Genomic DNA, 17,013 nt, shown 5'->3' with positions numbered 1-17,013 from the left:
TTAGAAATTGACAGTCGCTTTGATCACTCCTGTTTCTGGTTTGAGCCAGCTATCAAAGTGTTGGATCATCGTGCTAAAATCCACATTGTGTGTGATGAATGAAGATGTGGGAAATTCACCACTGCTCAGTACCTCTACAACATGTTCGAAATCTTCTAGGGTAGCATTTCTACTACACATGATGGTGGTTTCTTTGGCATGTATTTTAGGATGAACAAACGTCAACTCTCCTTTGGATAATCCCACCAATACATATCTCCCACCATGCGCCATGTAATCAGGCCCTGACTCTAACGCTCCTTTGTGTCCAGAGGCATCAAATACAGCGGTGGCTAAATCTCCCCCCGTAATCTCAGCCACTTTATCCACAGGCTTATCTTTCACATTGACGATGTAGTCTACACCTATCTCTTCTTTCGCATACTTCAGCCGATCATCATTCATATCCAAGGCAATTACTTTCGCACCCGCTATTTGCGCCAGTTTCATCATCCCTATACCTATAGGGCCGCACCCGATAACCACGACAGTTTCGCCGGGCTGCACAGCAGCTCTTCTGATCGCATGTGCACCGATCGCTAACGGCTCGACGATTGCCATCTCGTCATCAGACAAATCACCCGCAGGGAGTAGAATATTGGTCGGCACAGCAATTTGCTCCTGCATACCTCCGTCTCCATGTACACCCAGTACGGTGATATTAGAACAGCAATTGGTCTTGCCAGCTCTACATGCCACACACTCACCACAGCTCACATAGGGCATCACGATCACGCCATCTCCTACTTTGATCCCTTGTGGATTTTCGTCAATCTCTAACACAGTAGATGCTAGTTCGTGTCCTAATATCCTTGGGTATGTAAAGAAGGCCTGATTGCCTGCATAGGCATGCAAATCCGTACCACATATCCCGACTTTGTTGATTTTAAGTAATGCCTCTCCAGCTTTTCTCACTGGTGCTTCTTTCTCCCTGAGCTCAAATTTGCCGGGTTCTTCGCACACGATGTATTTCATATTTGTATCCTTTTCTCTATCGATTTGAATACAAACATTGTTCTTTGGCTTCAGGTAATCATGAGCAAACGGTTGCGCAAATTTGGTAGCATAGCCCACAACCAATCTCTCTACAGAATAGAGAAAGTTTTGGAAAAAATAGAATACTTCATAACAACCAACTTAAGTCACCTTTGTGCTTTTAAAACATTAATAAGCATGAACTATCGATTAAAACTATTCACCCTTTTGCTATGGGGGCTTCCATTACTCCAAATCGCTGCTCAGAACGAGAACGATACAGACAATCCACCAACCAAACCAGCGGGCTACTATACAGACACCGTCGACATAGCTGCTGCGCCGCCTAGACTCAACCAAAAATTTCCTCTCTCTGACCAAAACAATGAAGGGGGATGGAAAATCAACAAAGAGCTCTCAGATGAATTTAAGGGTAAAAAGCTAAACATCGACAGGTGGCATCCCAACAATCCAGGATGGAAAGGTCGACAACCTACCTACTTTCACGGCTCGAACGTAAGCCTAAAAAAAGGAGAATTGGTACTGAAGATCAATCAGCATGGCGATGAAGAAATCCCAGAAGGCTATACACACACGGCAGGATTCATCAAATCGAAGCAAAAGCTAAAATATGGCTATCTGGAAGCAGAGATGAAGCTCATGGATGCACCTTGGGTTTCGGGTTTTTGGGTCACCAATGGGAGCAAGGACTGGTGGACGGAAATCGACATCTGCGAAAATGATCCCGGTGTGGCAGAAAACAGACACGACTTGCACTCCAACATACATGTCTTCAGATCACCACCAGAGCATGGAGATGTCCAGAAGCATTTCATGCGATCAAAGACCTACTTCATTCCTTTTGAACTACAAGCAGACTACCATGTATGGGGGCTCGAATGGAATGAAGACGTGATCCGGTTCTACATAGACGGTATCCTGTTCAGAGAAGCAGAAAACACCCACTGGCACCAGCCTCTTGAAATCAACATCAATAATGAATCGAACAAGTGGTTTGGTGCATTGCCAGACGAACGCACTGACAAAGAGTTCCATATTAAATATATGCGCGTCTGGACCCAATAATAAGAAAATCAGGCCACATTTTAAACTCATAAAAAACACTACATATCTAGTCATTGTCTCCAAGGAAACCTTCCTACGAAGAATTGAACTCGACAAAAGCTAGACAAGGCTGTCTGGCTTGTAAAACTATGCAGGTTTCGGACGGTATTTCCAGTAAAATTGCCCTACCCAAAAGCCCCCGACAATGGTTAGTTTTTGTTCCACGGACTTTATTGATCCAGTATCATCTTTGCAGGGTAATTACTTTTCGTTTCAGTATATAACAAATCACAAATGTTTATCAACATCGTTTCAAAGAAAATCTACACCTATTTGTACCTATTTACTCTCGTTTTTTTCCTGTCGCTTGCAGGCTGTGGTCAAGACAGCGTACTGGAAGAAGAGGAAAAAGAAGAAGTAGAGGAGAAAGAAGAAAATAAAGAAGAGCAGGAAAACGAAAGCACGGAATTGACAACAGAAAATTTCGAAAACATAGACCCTGACTTCCCCTCTTTTGTATCTATTCAGGACTCTACTCCCGCAAACATGGAGTGGATAAAAGTAGAAACCCTATCAGACGAATTTGAAGCATGGGACGCGGACAAATGGTTCAAATCCACATGGAACTACGAAGTGCCTGTCTACATGACAACCGACGCGGACAACTCTGGCGTAAGTGAAGGGAATCTGTGGATCAAAGCCACGCTGAACGAGAGCAATCCCGAAGACCGATGGTTTCAAACCGCCAGAATCCACTCGAGAACAAAGATAAGCTACCCCATGTACACGGAAGCGAGCATCAAAACCTCTCATATCTCTGCCTACAACACCTACTGGCTCAACAATGGCAACATCGATGAAAGAGATGAAATAGACATCATAGAAAACAACTCTAACCCCTCATGCGACTGTCAGCCAGACATGCCCGAGCGGATGAATGCCCAATATTTCCATGTAGATCCAGACTTGACTCCACAGGAAGTGCGCGAGCATGCCAACTTCAACAGATCAGGACTATCGGATGCCAACCCACTCAAGAACAGCGGCTGGAATGAAGCCTATCATACCTACGGCCTGTGGTGGAAAGACGCGCAGAACATCCAATTCTATCTGGACGGAGAACCTGCAGGGCATGTAAAAGTCGGAGACGATCGCTCAGGTCAATTCTACCCCAATAGGGAATTTACCAAAGACCTAGAAATCATTTTCGACCTCTGGAGCAACGAGGCTGACTGGCTAGGAGGCCTACCCCCAAAAGCAGATCTAGAAAACGACAACATCAATACTATGCGCATCGACTGGGTCAGAACTTGGACACTGGAAGCTAAATAGCAATCAACAGACCCGAATATGTAAAATTCAATCACTACGACATTGGAATGGACAAAAAGGCATTAACACGATACATTAACCATCTTGTCACTTTTTCTCCCGAAGAACTGGAAACGATAAATTCGTATTTCCATGTAAAAACAATACCCAAGGGAGAATACCTCCTAAGGTCAGGACAGATTTGTAGATTCGAAGGTTATGTGGTCGAGGGATGCTTAAAAGTCTATACAACCAATTCGAAAGGAGAAGAGAAAATTTTATACTTTGCCGGGAAAGATTGGTGGGTGATGGAAATTGACAGTTTCCTGCATCAAACTGCATCAGAACTAAACATTCGAGCCCTTAAAAACAGTACTTTACTCACCATATCATGGACTGATAAAGAAAGGCTCTATGCACAAATACCAAAGGTAGAGCGACTATTTCGAATCATGTCCCAAAAAGCTATCGCGGCCTGGCAAAGACGTCTGATCCGCAATCACACCATGACTGCCGAAGAGCGCTATCTGCATTTTATCGACACCTACCCAACCCTAAGTGGGCAATTGACGAACAAACACATCGCGAGCTATTTGGGCATTACTCAGGAGTTCGTAAGTGTTATCCGAAAAAGAAGGCAACTGGAAAAGACCTGAGCTTATTTCTTAAACTAGTTCAAGAAAATTGTTTTCGGTATCAGTCAGTTTTGCAGAAATAGAATTGGAGAAAAACAGCTCGTGACAATGAAAGCATTATTCCACATCCTACTTTTCACCAATCTATTATTTGAATCTCCAGCTGATCAAGCTCAGGCGAATCAACGGAAACGCTAGAAAACAATACTACCCCTCACAGGGCCGCATAATCAATCTTATAACACATGAAATTTGTAATCCTATTTGTTCTGAGCATGGCGATATGCTCCATGACTTTAAGCCAGCCAAAATTCGACATACAAACTGTAAATAAAGTTGAAACATCATTCAACACAGTTACAAACACGATACACCAAACCAAACAAGGACACTTCCTTTACAGCGCTGGTGATGGCAATCAGATAGATCTATTCGCCATCAACCAGAAGGGCGAAATGAAAGCAATAGAAAGCTATGAAGTTTCTGGTGGCAAAAAAACAGTCCGGGGCTTAATAAGCGACACAGTACATGGGAAAGACTTGCTCTTTGCTGGTCTAAAAGGTGGAAATGCAGTCGAAGTGTTCGAAATCAAAGCCAATGGTCGACTTCAGTCTCTCTCCGTCACAAAAGATACTGACACGACCTACCTCGGTATAGTCATTACACTACAAGTGATCCACATGAAAGACAACGCCTATCTTTTTGTCGGTGGATTAGAAAAAACACCTGGCCTAAGTTCATTTAAGATTACTCCTGAAGGGGATTTAGAGCATATCCAATCCATGGCTGACACTGATTCCATCTTTACTGATGGAATCATAGGTATGTCCTTGCACGTAATTGATGGCAAAACCTACTTACTTACCGGAGGTTTCCAAGACAATGGATTGAGTAGTTGGAGAATTTTTGAAAATGGGCAATTTGAAAACATTAGCAATATTCCAGACGACAATAATCTATTTCTCAACGGAACCTATCCTGTTATTTCTACAACCATAAAAGGCTGGAACTACGTAATAGTCGGACACCGACACCACAGTTACTATCAACCTACACCATGGGTAAAAGACCGCCACTCCTACTACTATCATGGTGATGCCATCACCGTTTTTTGGGTCAACAATCAAGGCCAACTTGTACCACGATCTGCTTTCATTGATAACAATGAGACTTTAATCCAGGGGCAAACTCGCTTGCATCGACTGCCCTACAACCAAAATTTTGACCTGATTGCTGCAGCTACACGAGACGACCAAAGCATTCAACTGTGCATGATTAATCAAAATGGTAGATTGAGTGATGCAGGGAAAATAGAAACAGGTTTCCCAATATACTACGGTTTGACAGGTTACAAAATTGACGGCCAACTCTTTCTCTTTGCAGGATCCGTAGATGGAAAAACAATGGTTTCGTATCGCCTAGACAAACAATAAATTAAAAAACAATCACATAGAACATCTTCCAAATGAAAAGCTCAATTTTATCACATTCAATTATTTTCAGTCTCCTTATTAGCACTACAATTCTTTGCTCTTGTCATTCAGACAAGGTCGAAACACAAAAGGTACTCAGACATGTAGTAGCATTTACCTTCAAAGAAGGTGTTTCCATTCAAGATCAAACACAAGCCATACAGTATTTTAAAGCACTCGAAAACAAAATCCCAGGGTTAATCAAGTTTGAGGGTGGTGATGACATAAGTGTGGAAGGTTTTAGCAAAGGCTTCACTCATTGCTACATATTAACATTCGAGGATGAAGCTGCTAGAGATGCATACCTACCACATCCAGCCCATATGGAGGTTGTGGACAAAAACAAACCACTAATGGCAGACCTGCTCACGCTGGACTTTTGGGGCGAAGAAAAAAAGTCTGTTAACTAAAACGAGCCTAAAAAAGTCCATCTATCAACCCGTCTTGTGGAGACGAGAGTGATCAGATTTGGTAGAGTCCCTGGCAATCAATTGATTGGGTAGTACAAGTGACGAAATGGCCTGTGAGGGATTGGACAACTCGTCCAACAAAATCCCTGCGGCCTTTTGCCCCATTTCGAATGCGGGTTGGTGCACAGAAGTGAGCTGAGGAGTCATGTAACTGGCTATAGGTTCGTCAGCAAATCCTACCACTGCCACATCTTCAGGCACCCGTTTCCCTAGTCTTCTCAGTACTTGTACTGCATCAAAAGCCAGATAATCGCTGTAAGCCAACAGTGCATCGATGTTTTCATTCATCACCAGGTGCTCAAGCTGTTCCGTCCAGTCCGAACCATTGGTAGGCAGCACCCAATGATCAGGGTGTGGCAGACTATGTTTGTTCATGACTTCCTTATACCCCGTGAGGCGCGTAAAGGTCGTAGACAAACGATCTGGCCCTGAAATATAAGCGATCCTACGAGCACCAGACTGAACCAAGTGATCAATCGCCAAACGGCTGCCATCAAAATCATCGCTGATCACATAGGACGCATCTAAGTCTTCACACATTCTATCTACAAACACCAAAGGCACTTCCTCTTCTATCAATGATAAATAATGTTCGAAATCGTCAGTTTCACGAGCATAAGAAGCCAGTACACCATCTACATGCATTTCGCTTAGCATCTTCACGATCTCTTTTTCCTTTTCCACACTCCCCTCATGCACATTGATAATCAAGCGATAGTCACTTTGATTGATGATTTTATTGACCCCAGAAAGGACTTTGGCAAAATAATGATGGGTAAACTCTGGTAGAATGAGCCCTATCAAACCTGATTTGTTTTTTTGCAGATTTCGGGCAAATGGATTGGGTCGATACCCCCATTTTTCTGCAAGTTCCATGATAGACGCTTTGGTTTTTGGGCTAACCCTGCCTTGATTACTCAATGCCCGCGACACGGTAGAAGGAGCAACTCCTAATGCCTTAGCTATGTCCTTAATATTGATACGGCCTTTGTGCATGATTATTCAATCAGGATTTTATATTTTTCTTTCCCGACTGCAAAGATATACAGTCCTTTTTCCACTCCAGTCAAATCCACTGACGAGTGTCCCTCTTTCGAACCTTCGGTATATCCGTCATATACTTTTCGTCCCATCATATCATAGACTGTCAAGAATTCTCCACCATATCCAGGCAGGGTGATCTGGTCTCCTGAGTGAACAGGGTTAGGAAACGGACTAAAATACTTAGCCTTCTCTTGCTGCTCAGATGCCAGCAAAGTAGAATTAAAATAGGTCTTGGCCTTCTCGAAACTTCGATTTCCTATCAGTGCGCCTATTTTTCTACCGGGTATATCATCCGCTGGTGGATGAATCCCTCCCCATATCCGAGATAAACTACACTGATCAGACGCATCTTGATATGTCGCCCACTGCAACGCGACATCCACACTTGGCCCTTTCTCAAACACCAAGAACTCATCTTTTTTGGCTATGAAAACACCCATTCCTCCTGGAAAATAAGAACTACCTGTCAACCGTGTCAGTACTTCCGCAGCTGCGCGCGAATAAGTAGAATGCCCAGATATGTACCCTGCAAATGGAGGCGTCACAAAAGAAGGCCTCTGATAAGGCCACCACTCCTTCGCTAGAATCCATCCTGCTCCAGCGACATCTGTGGCTGGGTCAGATACCCGGTTATGACCTCTCCAAGAGTAAAGTTTAATCTGACCCAAATTCTCTCCCTGATCTCCAGCCAAGGGGTCACCCTCTTCTATCAGTTCTATCCTCCCTGCTACCAACGGCATCCCCCTTTCGTGATAATTGGCCTTAGCTACATCACTGCTCTGCCCTCTCTCAGCCATATACCTAATGGCCGTGACAGGTCTCACATAATCGTACCATCCCTTGATCCCCCAGGCAGCAATCGCTGCATCGTGCATGGCTCCTCCAAGTGCAAAATAGGCTTTCACATCCCACTCTAAAGGGGCTAATGTTTCCCCTATCCCTTCCATTTTCGCCTCAAACTGCTCATGATCATGGACATAATTGAGAAGAGTAAACCAATGTCCCGGCGGAGTTTCAGAGTCTGGCCCATCAGCCCAAAACTCCGCCAACACTCTAGTATAATCTCCCCTAGGTACCCGATTGGGCTTGTAGGCTGCTCCTGTGACAGGATTAGTCTCTCGTCCCAGCCCAGTATCCCCTCCGTCTTGATAGGCATAGAATTGATCGTATTCTTCAAAACTACTTGGAATAGACTCTAGTGCTACATTACCAATTCCTCCTGGTGATATATCCCACATGACTCCATCACTCGGGTCTAGATGACCACCCCATACCGACACCATCGAAAAACCCCATTGATACTCTTGTTTCTCTGTAGACGTCAGTAGTGGTGGACTGCCGGGATCATGATACACCCAATAGTCGTTCGTTGATCCACTCTTAACACTAAGATCTGATTCGTTGAGTGCAAATGGCTGGACACGTCCCCACTCTGGACTCAAAAATTTAGCTGCCCCTCCTTCTTGATTGTTTCCACTCTGGTCTATGAACCCGTTAATGGCTAAGGGTTGCCAACGGTTCGGGTTTATTCCTAAAATACTCTCAGACTCAAAAGGATTCATCGGATCATTGACTGGTCGATAATACCGATTGGCATAGTTGTTCAATTCATTCGATCCATCCTGAAGTCCAAATGCGATCATACCTTGCGCTACATAGTTGCCCAAGGCACCAGCATCACCCAAATGATAATCCGTAGACAGAAAACTCGGATCATAACCCAGTGCAGCCATAAGTTCATCAAAACTCGCCAAAGATTGCTCGGCACCCGGCGAATCCTTGAAACGATGTGTCAGCAACCTATACATGGCGTAGCTGATTGCCTTGTGAGCATCTAGAGTTTGATCCGCTGTGGCAAACCCTTCGAAAGGCAATTGATAATTCCCCCATTGATTACCCAAAAAGTAAGGTTGCCCCTGCCCTGTGACAGCTGCCCATACATCGTACATCACGACAGACGTATGAAACAGATTTCGGGCATGCACTGTAGGTCGAGCATAGTCTTTCCTAATCGCTCCCAATAACAGTTCATTCCATAATCGGGCGACCGAGTGATTCCCTTCTATACTAGACTGCACATCTAGCGAGACACCGAGTCTTGCTGACTCACTATGACATTCTCCAATTTGGGTAAGCATTATCTCTGCTTGCTCAGCCACTCCCCACTCTACTTCTATCTGCGGTGTGCCTTGACCATTCACTATTTTACCCTGCGTACACCCCCACTGCCAATCAAAATCTCCTACAGCATTCTGCACGCCATAAACGCTCCTAGACAAAGGACGGGACTGAGTTTCTCCAATAATTTCGGGCTGTGGCAAATACTCGCAGCTGCCATCATTTTGTACAGCCTTGTCATCGTAGTTGCACGCATGTGGGTCTGTACATCCCATAGGCTTGGTGCTGGATTCTCTCATCAAAACCTCCACGTCATCGTCTCCCTCTGTGATCCTAACAAATTGGTCCAAACCAACAGATCGAAAGCTTTGTTCAGCCCCCCCAGGCCAGCGAACCACTACATCTACTACGCCAGAATATTCTCCGAACCCAAAATGAATAGGTCTTTTACTCTGAGACAGAAAACCAACGCCATGATTGCTACCTGTCCACGTATTCGATGCATGAGTCACCGAAACCACCGCTCCATATGCATCCCGGTTGGCGACAACTCCTACCAATTCGATCTGAAGCCAATGCTTGGCTAAATCAGCTTGCTCAATTGTTCTGTTCTCAAAAAACTGGGGGCTACCATAGGCATTGCCCTCTATCAAGTCTAGGTCTCCATCATTGTCATAGTCGAATACCTCGCTCCCGAAAGAAACTCCCTTCCTTGTCATCTCGTTATTGAGCGCTACATCTTGAAATCGCAACTCTCCCTGTGCCAACTGATTCTCAAACAGACGGCTGGTTTCTACATAGGTATCTATGTAGCCATTGACAGCCAAAATATCTAAATCTGTATCCAGGTCAAAGTCAAAAAACCGAGTTGCCCACCCCCAACCTGCGTTTCCAGTCCCCAAACTTCCTGATCGATCGATGTAGGCATTACCTTCTTTTATAAACAGTGAACTTAGGCCATTGCTGGTAATATATACGTCCAAATCTCCGTCTCCATCCACATCTCCTAAATCGCTCCCCATGCTATCTTCGATATCAAGGATATTGGCATCCGTGGCTTCATCCATAAAGCTCCCATCCTGTTGATTGATAAACAACTCATTCGGTGTAGAAAACTCATTGATCACCAACAGATCCATCCAACCATCCTCGTTGTGATCTACTGGTAGTGCCATCCAAGTATGCAGTTGCTCACCACCTACGCCAGCCGCCTCAGACACTTCTGTAAAGGTCTCATTGCCGTTGTTGTGAAAGAGACGGTTGCTGCTGCAGCCTCCATATTTACTCACAAAAACATCCAGCAATCCATCATTATCATAATCCAACCATGCCGATCCTGCATTATTACAAGTGTCGATTCTAGGCAAGCCCGCTTGTTCGGTCATATCAATGAAGTGTCCTCCCAGATTCTTGTACAAAAAACAACGGTTCTTCATGGTTAAAAACAAGTCGGGGTACCCATCATTGTTAAAATCTGCCCAAGCCGCACCTTTGTTGGTCCCCATGTCTGACTCTGCCTCTTTACCATAGTTGTAATACGTACTAATCCCGCTCTCCACGGTCACATCCAAAAAACTTCCATTGTTCTGATTTGCCAGCAAAACCGTGCGTCCTCCCCGTCTAGGGTGAGCCTGTTCACTACGCTCGACCATGACCACATCTAGATCACCGTCTTGATCAAAATCTGCCACTGCTATTCCATTTTGTCCACCTACCTTTTCTAGACTAGTCAACTGTCTTTTCTCAAAACGCTGTGCACATAACTGATCACACAGCAGACACAGGCTCAAGCCAAATACGATGCTAATAGTAATTTTCACGCTCATGCTCATTTTCAAATCATCTCAAAATATAGCGATTGAGTTCCCTATATATGGAGACAGAAAACACTTATGACAATTTGCCCCTTATATTCAACACAATCCCTTCCCCTACCCTTTGGGATTGCTTGCGTTTCTAACCCGTCTACAATCCATGAAGGTTTTACTTTTGAACAGAACAATTTCATAAAACGCATATGCATTTAAAGACTGGAAAATTACTCTACTTAGGCATGGTCTGTTTGCTTTTGGCCTGTGGTAAAAAAGAAGAGCGCAACGCACACATTCCTGACCAATCGTTCAATGACGGATGGCGCTTTCATAAAGGAGAACTCGAAGCACAAGCTACCGACTACAACGATACTGACTGGGAGATCGTTAACCTACCGCACGATTGGGCCATTGCTGGGCCATTCGACAGAAAACACAACGCACGTACAGGAGGACTCCCTGTGACTGGAATGGGCTGGTATAGAAAAACCTTTGAGATCGATCCCAGTATGGAAGGAAAAAATATTTCCATCGAGTTTGATGGGGCTATGAATGACGCCTACGTTTGGGTCAACGGAGAACTAGTCGGTAATCGCCCATTTGGCTACATTGGTTTCGAGTTTGACATCACCAATCAAGTCAACTTTGGACAAAAAAACGTCATTGCCGTTCGGCTCAACCCAAAGGATCTTAGTTCAAGGTGGTACCCAGGCGCCGGTCTATACCGAAACGTAAGGATCAAGTACAATGACCCTACTCACATCGCACAATGGGGAACCTATATCACTACACCCAAAATCACAAGTACACTAGCCGTGGTTCTAATTCAAACCAAGCTAAATACACAAGCATCGAAACAAGTCACACTAAAAACCACCTTATTGGATCAAGAAGGTAATACGGTCCAGTCAAAGACACAGCGCATTCAATCTAAATCAGAGCAAATAACACTAGAGACAGAACTACAGGTCAATACCCCATCGCTCTGGCAGCCCGACTCACCTTACCTCTATACAATAGTATCGGAGATCCTAGACCAAGACCAAATCATTGATCGATATGAAACACCATTCGGTATTCGAAACATAGAAATCACCACCAACGAAGGGCTACTCGTCAATGGTGAGCGCGTACAGCTCAATGGTGTATGTATGCACCACGATTTGGGTCCCCTCGGCTCAGCAGTCAACTATAGAGCTACCGAACGTCAAGTTGAAATCCTACAAAGCATGGGGGTCAATGCGATTCGTACAAGTCACAATCCTCCCTCACCTGAATTGCTAGAGATTTGTGACAAAAAAGGCGTTCTTGTCATCGTAGAAGCCTTTGATGAATGGAAGATAGGAAAAGTAGAAAATGGCTACAACCTATTCTTTGACGAATGGCACGAACGTGATCTAAGAGATATGATCAAACGTGACCGCAACCACCCCTCTGTCGTCATGTGGAGCATTGGCAATGAAATCCTAGAGCAGTCGCAAAAAGACGGTTGGAAACTAACCAAGCACCTCTCAGCTATTTGCCACGACGAAGACCCTAGTCGTAAAACCACCATAGGGTTCAACTACTATCCTGCACCCTACAAGAACCAGTTGGCGTTTCAAGTCGACGTAGTAGGGCTCAACTACTGGCCTCTACAGCTCAAAGAGTTAAGAGAACAGTACCCTGATATGATCCTATATGGCTCAGAAACCTCCTCCCAAACGAGTAGCCGAGGCATCTACCACCTACCTATCCAAGCTGATGTAGTCAAAGAAACAGGGCAAGTTTCCAGCTATGACGGGACCGTGGGACCTCCGTGGGCATACCCACCAGATGTAGAGTTTGAACAGCAAGAACGCAATACGCACTCACTGGGTGAATTTATGTGGACTGGATTTGATTATCTAGGAGAGCCCACACCCTATGGCGGACGTGACAACTCTACCAATGGCCACTGGAACGGTGACTGGCCTTCTCATTCATCCTACTTCGCCCCTATAGATTTAGTCGGACTACCAAAAGATCGCTACTACCTCTACCAAAGTCAATGGACAAAAGAGCCTATGGTTCATCTCCTACCCCACTGGAACTGGGAAGGAAAAGAGGGAGAAAAAATCCCAGTGTATGCCTATACCAATGCGGAAGAGGCAGAGCTATTCGTCAATGGAAAATCTATGGGAAAGAAAGTGAAGGGAGTGGACAAAACACCGATCCCTGCCGAGTTCCATTTCTTTGACAAGGGTACCTATATGAGTCCGTACAGACTCTCATGGGAAGTGCCCTACTCTCCAGGAGACCTAAAGGTGGTCGCCTATACCGATGGACAAGAAGTTGCTAGCAAATCAGTGTCTACTGCAGGCGAAGCTACTCAGATCCAACTAGACATAGACCGAACGCAAATCAATGCAGATGGCCAAGACCTATCATTCGTCACAGTGAGCATCAGAGATGAAGAGGGTAATTTGGTCCCCAATGCTGATCACCTCATCCAGTTTGAGGTAAGTGGAGCAGGCACAATCGCTGCAGTAGGCAATGGAAACCCTCGTTCGCTTCGAAGCTTCAAGGGAGACAAAATGGAGGCCTTTAGTGGTCAACTGATGTTGATCGTGCAGTCTCAAAAAGGAGAGAAAGGAGAAATAAAAATTGAAGCGAAGGCAGATGAGTTAACCACCGCAAAAAGCTCAATTCAAACGCTATAAGAACCCCTATTTTGCTTAACTAGCCCTCTGCAATTCTGTAGAGGGCTTTTCTCCAAAAAATCTCCTTCTTAATTCAAGGTTATCGAAAATCATACTGTCTGAGCGATAGCGAGTTTGTTGGTTTCTAGCCTTTTTGCTTCCTTTTTTGGCCATGAAAAAAGAAGTGTTTACCTGCCGTAAGCATGCCCTGTCTGGCTTGAAGACAATGTGCGATGAAGGCATATAAGTTGAATAGTAGGAACCCGAAGACTGGGAACACTTCAAGCGGCGGTTTGGACTTGCGCAAGGTCGGCCTTCCCCTTGCGCAAGGGGAAGCCTGTGCTTGGGCAAGCGCAACGGTCTGCTTGCCCAAGGTGGGCCTTCTGCTTGCGCAAGCACAAACCCGAACCTGTATTACTCTCCTCAAAGCGATCTGAAAGGTGAAAGCCTTTGACCCACTACCTAGATTTGGGTATATATAGGCTGTACTTTGATCTTAAAGACCCGCTTGCTTGTCGCTACGCTGGGAAAAGGGTATTCTTGAGGAAATCAATGATTGACAAGGTGTCGGTAGCCGTAGTTCTTAAAGTGTGTAAAATGAATAGTGTGCAGCTTGGCTATCTGTTGTTTTAGGCCTTCCGCAGAGTGACTGAAAACCACTGAAACGAAAAGCAGTGTCCCGACACGGCAGGCACTAGGGAGCTTTATACACATGTTGCTCATAACGCTATGAAAAACATTAAAAACCCACTAGATTAGCTTGACACCAATAATATATATACGCAATTGCGTATAGCGAAATGTTAGATGTAAAGCGTCTTTAGACCTCAAATAGCCTTAAAATAATGGATGCAGACATTGTCAAGCTAAAGAACTCTCAAAACATTGTTCCTGTCAATATAGCGAACAAGGAGACTTATTATTCGGACTTATCCAATATCGAGAATAGTTGGACAGGTCGAATGGACGCTCAAATAAGCAACACTTTTTTTCATGAAGCGATACAACTTATAATAAACTCCATAGATTTATTTGAAAGAGGAATATTCGATTGCGCTTTTTATTCTTTGCGACAGGCGTTGGAAGTCTCAATGACATTAACATATTTGATTGAAGGTACAGAAGAAAAAAAAGAGGTAGAACTAAGTAAATGGAAAGAGCAGGGTCATTTTCCAATGTATGGAGCGATGGTAAAAGCTCTTGAGAAAGATCAATCCGTTTACGCAGATATTAAGGATTGTATGAAGGATTACTTTTCTGAGCTGGAATCCTCAAAAAAGAAGCTTAACAAATATGTCCATAAACAAGGTTTTAGCACCTTTTATGTTTCTAAAAATCATGCCTTCAATCAAAGCAAAAGTCGTGATAAGTTTGTTGAAGAATTTGAAGGTCACTTAAAAAAATGCATTGGTGCTGTTGCTGTACTAAGATTAACTGTTGATCCTTTCCCAATTCTGTTAATGGACGAAGAGATTTATCGAAGAACTGGAGATATGATGACTTTTCAATACAATGAAGATTTTGTTGAAAAGTATATTGGTAAGTCGAATATAGAGTCTTACAAGAAAACCGAGTTTTATAGTACAATGTACGATTCCTTTATGCAGGATGAAGCAAAATCTGACGAAGTGGCTAACGTAGTTAAAGATCAGTTTATTGATAAATCCAAGGTTGATGAAATCCTAAAACAAAAGCACCTTCTTTCTCATCATGACCTTGCTGCCGTATTTCTTGCAAGTTTTTCTGATAAAGTAGCTAAGATTTACAGTATTGGAGGAATGCACATGTATTTTACAACAACAAAATCAAAAAGAGATAGTTGGTCTTATAGTGGACTTGACTTTAAACAGTTTAAAGAGAGTAAGAACCCATTTAACATGAAGTATGATGAGGCATTCATATCCTGTGTGGATTTTCTCGGTGATACCAATTTTATCGAACACAACTTCATATTTAGCAAAAAGGAGATCATCGAACTTGAAGAACTCGTAAATACACATAATCGAGTAGACGGCTGACGGTCAAATGACCGCCAGTGCGCCTCTCACACCACCAGGTCCTTTCTTCGTCAGGACAGACCAAGCGGTTCTCAATCCCTACCTTACAGGCTGGCTCCTCGCTAAAAATGTCTAACAGACATTTTCTTTACGCTCCGCCCCAGTTCATCCAATCAGACTTTCACTTTGGCGTAGTAATCCATCATACTTTCATAGCCTCTTTTCTTAAGTCTAGGGATGGTAATGGTCGTTCTCAAGATATAACGGATTGAACCAAGAGTAAAAACCACAACTACAATGAAAGAGGTGGGAGTTTCATATCCTTAAAACTCCCACCTCTTTTATAATGATTATTCCAACTCCAGCACTTCCACGCTATTGAGTTCCGGACCTCCTCCACGGTTGCCACTCCCCGCTCCGATATACAATTTCCCTTTCCAAAGCGCTGCATTGGTTCCATGACGTCCTTGATTCAATTCGGGTAGTGCTTTCCAAACTTCCGATTTGGTATCAAAAGAGTAGACTTCATCTCTAGCTGGCAGATCACCTGTTTCGCCTCCCAGATAGATCAATTGCTCCTCCCAGACCACCACACCTGGGCCTGCTGACGGAATGGGCAGTTCCACATCTAGGGTCATCCATTCTTTGGCATTCATATCATACACATCAATTTCTGTCACAACAGCCGTAAAAAAAGCCATAAAATTATCCGCTTCGTGATAGCTTGTGTTTCTACCCCCTAGCGCATATAGCTGCTCACCTATTATCACTGCTGCACTGTGATCACGGATATGTGGCACATCTGGTAGCACCTCCCAAGTATTGGTCTTGGTATGATATACATCCATCATTGCATTGGTTCCACTAGTATGACCATTCGTGATTCCGTTGACCAAATAGATATCATCTCCCTGTACAACCACACCTCCTGCCCCCCTTCTTCTTTCTACGGGTATCTCCAGTACAGTTTTCCATTGATCGGTATTCGGATCATAGCTATAGACATGCGTCAAAGGCTGCTCGGTAGGGTAGCCCCCAGTCAGTCCGCCGACAACATAAATCCTATCTCCAATCGATACTGGGGTAATGTGATGCATCTCCAATGGAGTAGGGTCGTGATGCTGCCAACTGCTCTTTTTCAAATCTAACGCTTCTACAGGCTTGACCCCTCTGCCCCCTATCAGGTAGAGACTCCCATCATGGATCGTAAGTCCTGACTCATGACGTTTCGTAGCATGACCTTCACACGCTATCGTCTGCCACTCCTGTGACCATGCTACAGAAGCAGACAAATACAAACACACCAAGGCTATTCCTTGTATAATAATTCCTTTTCTTTTCATAAAGTCAATATTAAGGAATTGACAAGAAAAACTCATCCATATATTCCCACACAACGATTTGAGCAATACAGAA

Annotated in this window: 11 protein-coding genes; 7 read left to right on the top strand and 4 right to left on the bottom strand. The window is 44.1% G+C overall.

The genetic code is table 11. The features are described 5' to 3' along the window. Positions 1–1,014: a zinc-binding alcohol dehydrogenase family protein gene (locus BUB99_RS16535; protein ID WP_073124491.1), complete on the bottom strand. Its 1,014-nt coding sequence runs from the start codon at positions 1,012–1,014 to the stop codon at positions 1–3. A 198-nt stretch (positions 1,015–1,212) separates the two neighbouring features. Here BUB99_RS16535 and BUB99_RS16530 point away from each other — a divergent pair, with 198 nt between their 5' ends. The 5 genes from BUB99_RS16530 to BUB99_RS16510 all read left to right on the top strand — a co-directional run bounded on the left by BUB99_RS16530 (position 1,213) and on the right by BUB99_RS16510 (position 5,907). Next, a complete protein-coding gene (locus tag BUB99_RS16530; protein ID WP_073124324.1) occupies positions 1,213–2,100 on the top strand; it encodes a family 16 glycosylhydrolase in 888 nt (295 codons plus the stop codon). A gap of 273 nt (positions 2,101–2,373) precedes the next feature. Beyond that, the gene (locus BUB99_RS16525) at positions 2,374–3,411 is read left to right on the top strand and encodes a LamG domain-containing protein (protein WP_073124322.1); all 1,038 of its coding nucleotides are present in this window, start codon (positions 2,374–2,376) and stop codon (positions 3,409–3,411) included. 47 nt (positions 3,412–3,458) lie between these two features. Next, the gene (locus BUB99_RS16520; RefSeq protein WP_073124320.1) at positions 3,459–4,046 is read left to right on the top strand and encodes a Crp/Fnr family transcriptional regulator; all 588 of its coding nucleotides are present in this window, start codon (positions 3,459–3,461) and stop codon (positions 4,044–4,046) included. Between the two features lie 224 nt (positions 4,047–4,270). After that, positions 4,271–5,458, top strand: coding sequence for a stress protein (locus BUB99_RS16515; RefSeq protein ID WP_139281060.1), 1,188 nt, complete (start codon positions 4,271–4,273; stop codon positions 5,456–5,458). Between the two features lie 32 nt (positions 5,459–5,490). Next, positions 5,491–5,907, top strand: coding sequence for a Dabb family protein (locus BUB99_RS16510; RefSeq protein ID WP_084190608.1), 417 nt, complete (start codon positions 5,491–5,493; stop codon positions 5,905–5,907). Positions 5,908–5,931: 24 nt separating this feature from the next. Here the strand turns inward: BUB99_RS16510 and BUB99_RS16505 are convergent, their stop codons facing one another. Both BUB99_RS16505 and BUB99_RS16500 read right to left on the bottom strand, forming a co-directional pair. Then, positions 5,932–6,963 (bottom strand): LacI family DNA-binding transcriptional regulator, encoded by a 1,032-nt coding sequence (locus BUB99_RS16505; protein WP_073124317.1) that lies wholly within the window; start codon positions 6,961–6,963, stop codon positions 5,932–5,934. 2 nt (positions 6,964–6,965) lie between these two features. Then, the gene (locus BUB99_RS16500) at positions 6,966–10,949 is read right to left on the bottom strand and encodes an FG-GAP-like repeat-containing protein (protein WP_170863826.1); all 3,984 of its coding nucleotides are present in this window, start codon (positions 10,947–10,949) and stop codon (positions 6,966–6,968) included. Between the two features lie 197 nt (positions 10,950–11,146). On the opposite strand from BUB99_RS16500, the gene galB reads away from it, so the two are divergent. Both galB and BUB99_RS16485 read left to right on the top strand, forming a co-directional pair. After that, positions 11,147–13,621 (top strand): beta-galactosidase GalB, encoded by a 2,475-nt coding sequence (galB, locus tag BUB99_RS16495; RefSeq protein ID WP_084190607.1) that lies wholly within the window; start codon positions 11,147–11,149, stop codon positions 13,619–13,621. 824 nt (positions 13,622–14,445) lie between these two features. Then, the gene (locus BUB99_RS16485; RefSeq protein ID WP_073124311.1) at positions 14,446–15,618 is read left to right on the top strand and encodes a hypothetical protein; all 1,173 of its coding nucleotides are present in this window, start codon (positions 14,446–14,448) and stop codon (positions 15,616–15,618) included. Positions 15,619–15,947: 329 nt separating this feature from the next. Here BUB99_RS16485 and BUB99_RS16480 read toward each other — a convergent pair whose 3' ends face one another. Continuing rightward, positions 15,948–16,940 (bottom strand): Kelch repeat-containing protein, encoded by a 993-nt coding sequence (locus tag BUB99_RS16480; protein ID WP_073124485.1) that lies wholly within the window; start codon positions 16,938–16,940, stop codon positions 15,948–15,950. Positions 16,941–17,013 lie beyond the last annotated feature (73 nt).

The organism is Reichenbachiella agariperforans, assembly GCF_900142205.1.
Lineage (GTDB): Bacteria > Bacteroidota > Bacteroidia > Cytophagales > Cyclobacteriaceae > Reichenbachiella > Reichenbachiella agariperforans.
Note: the sequence above shows the minus strand (reverse complement) of the source record. Positions and strands in the feature narration are given on the sequence as shown.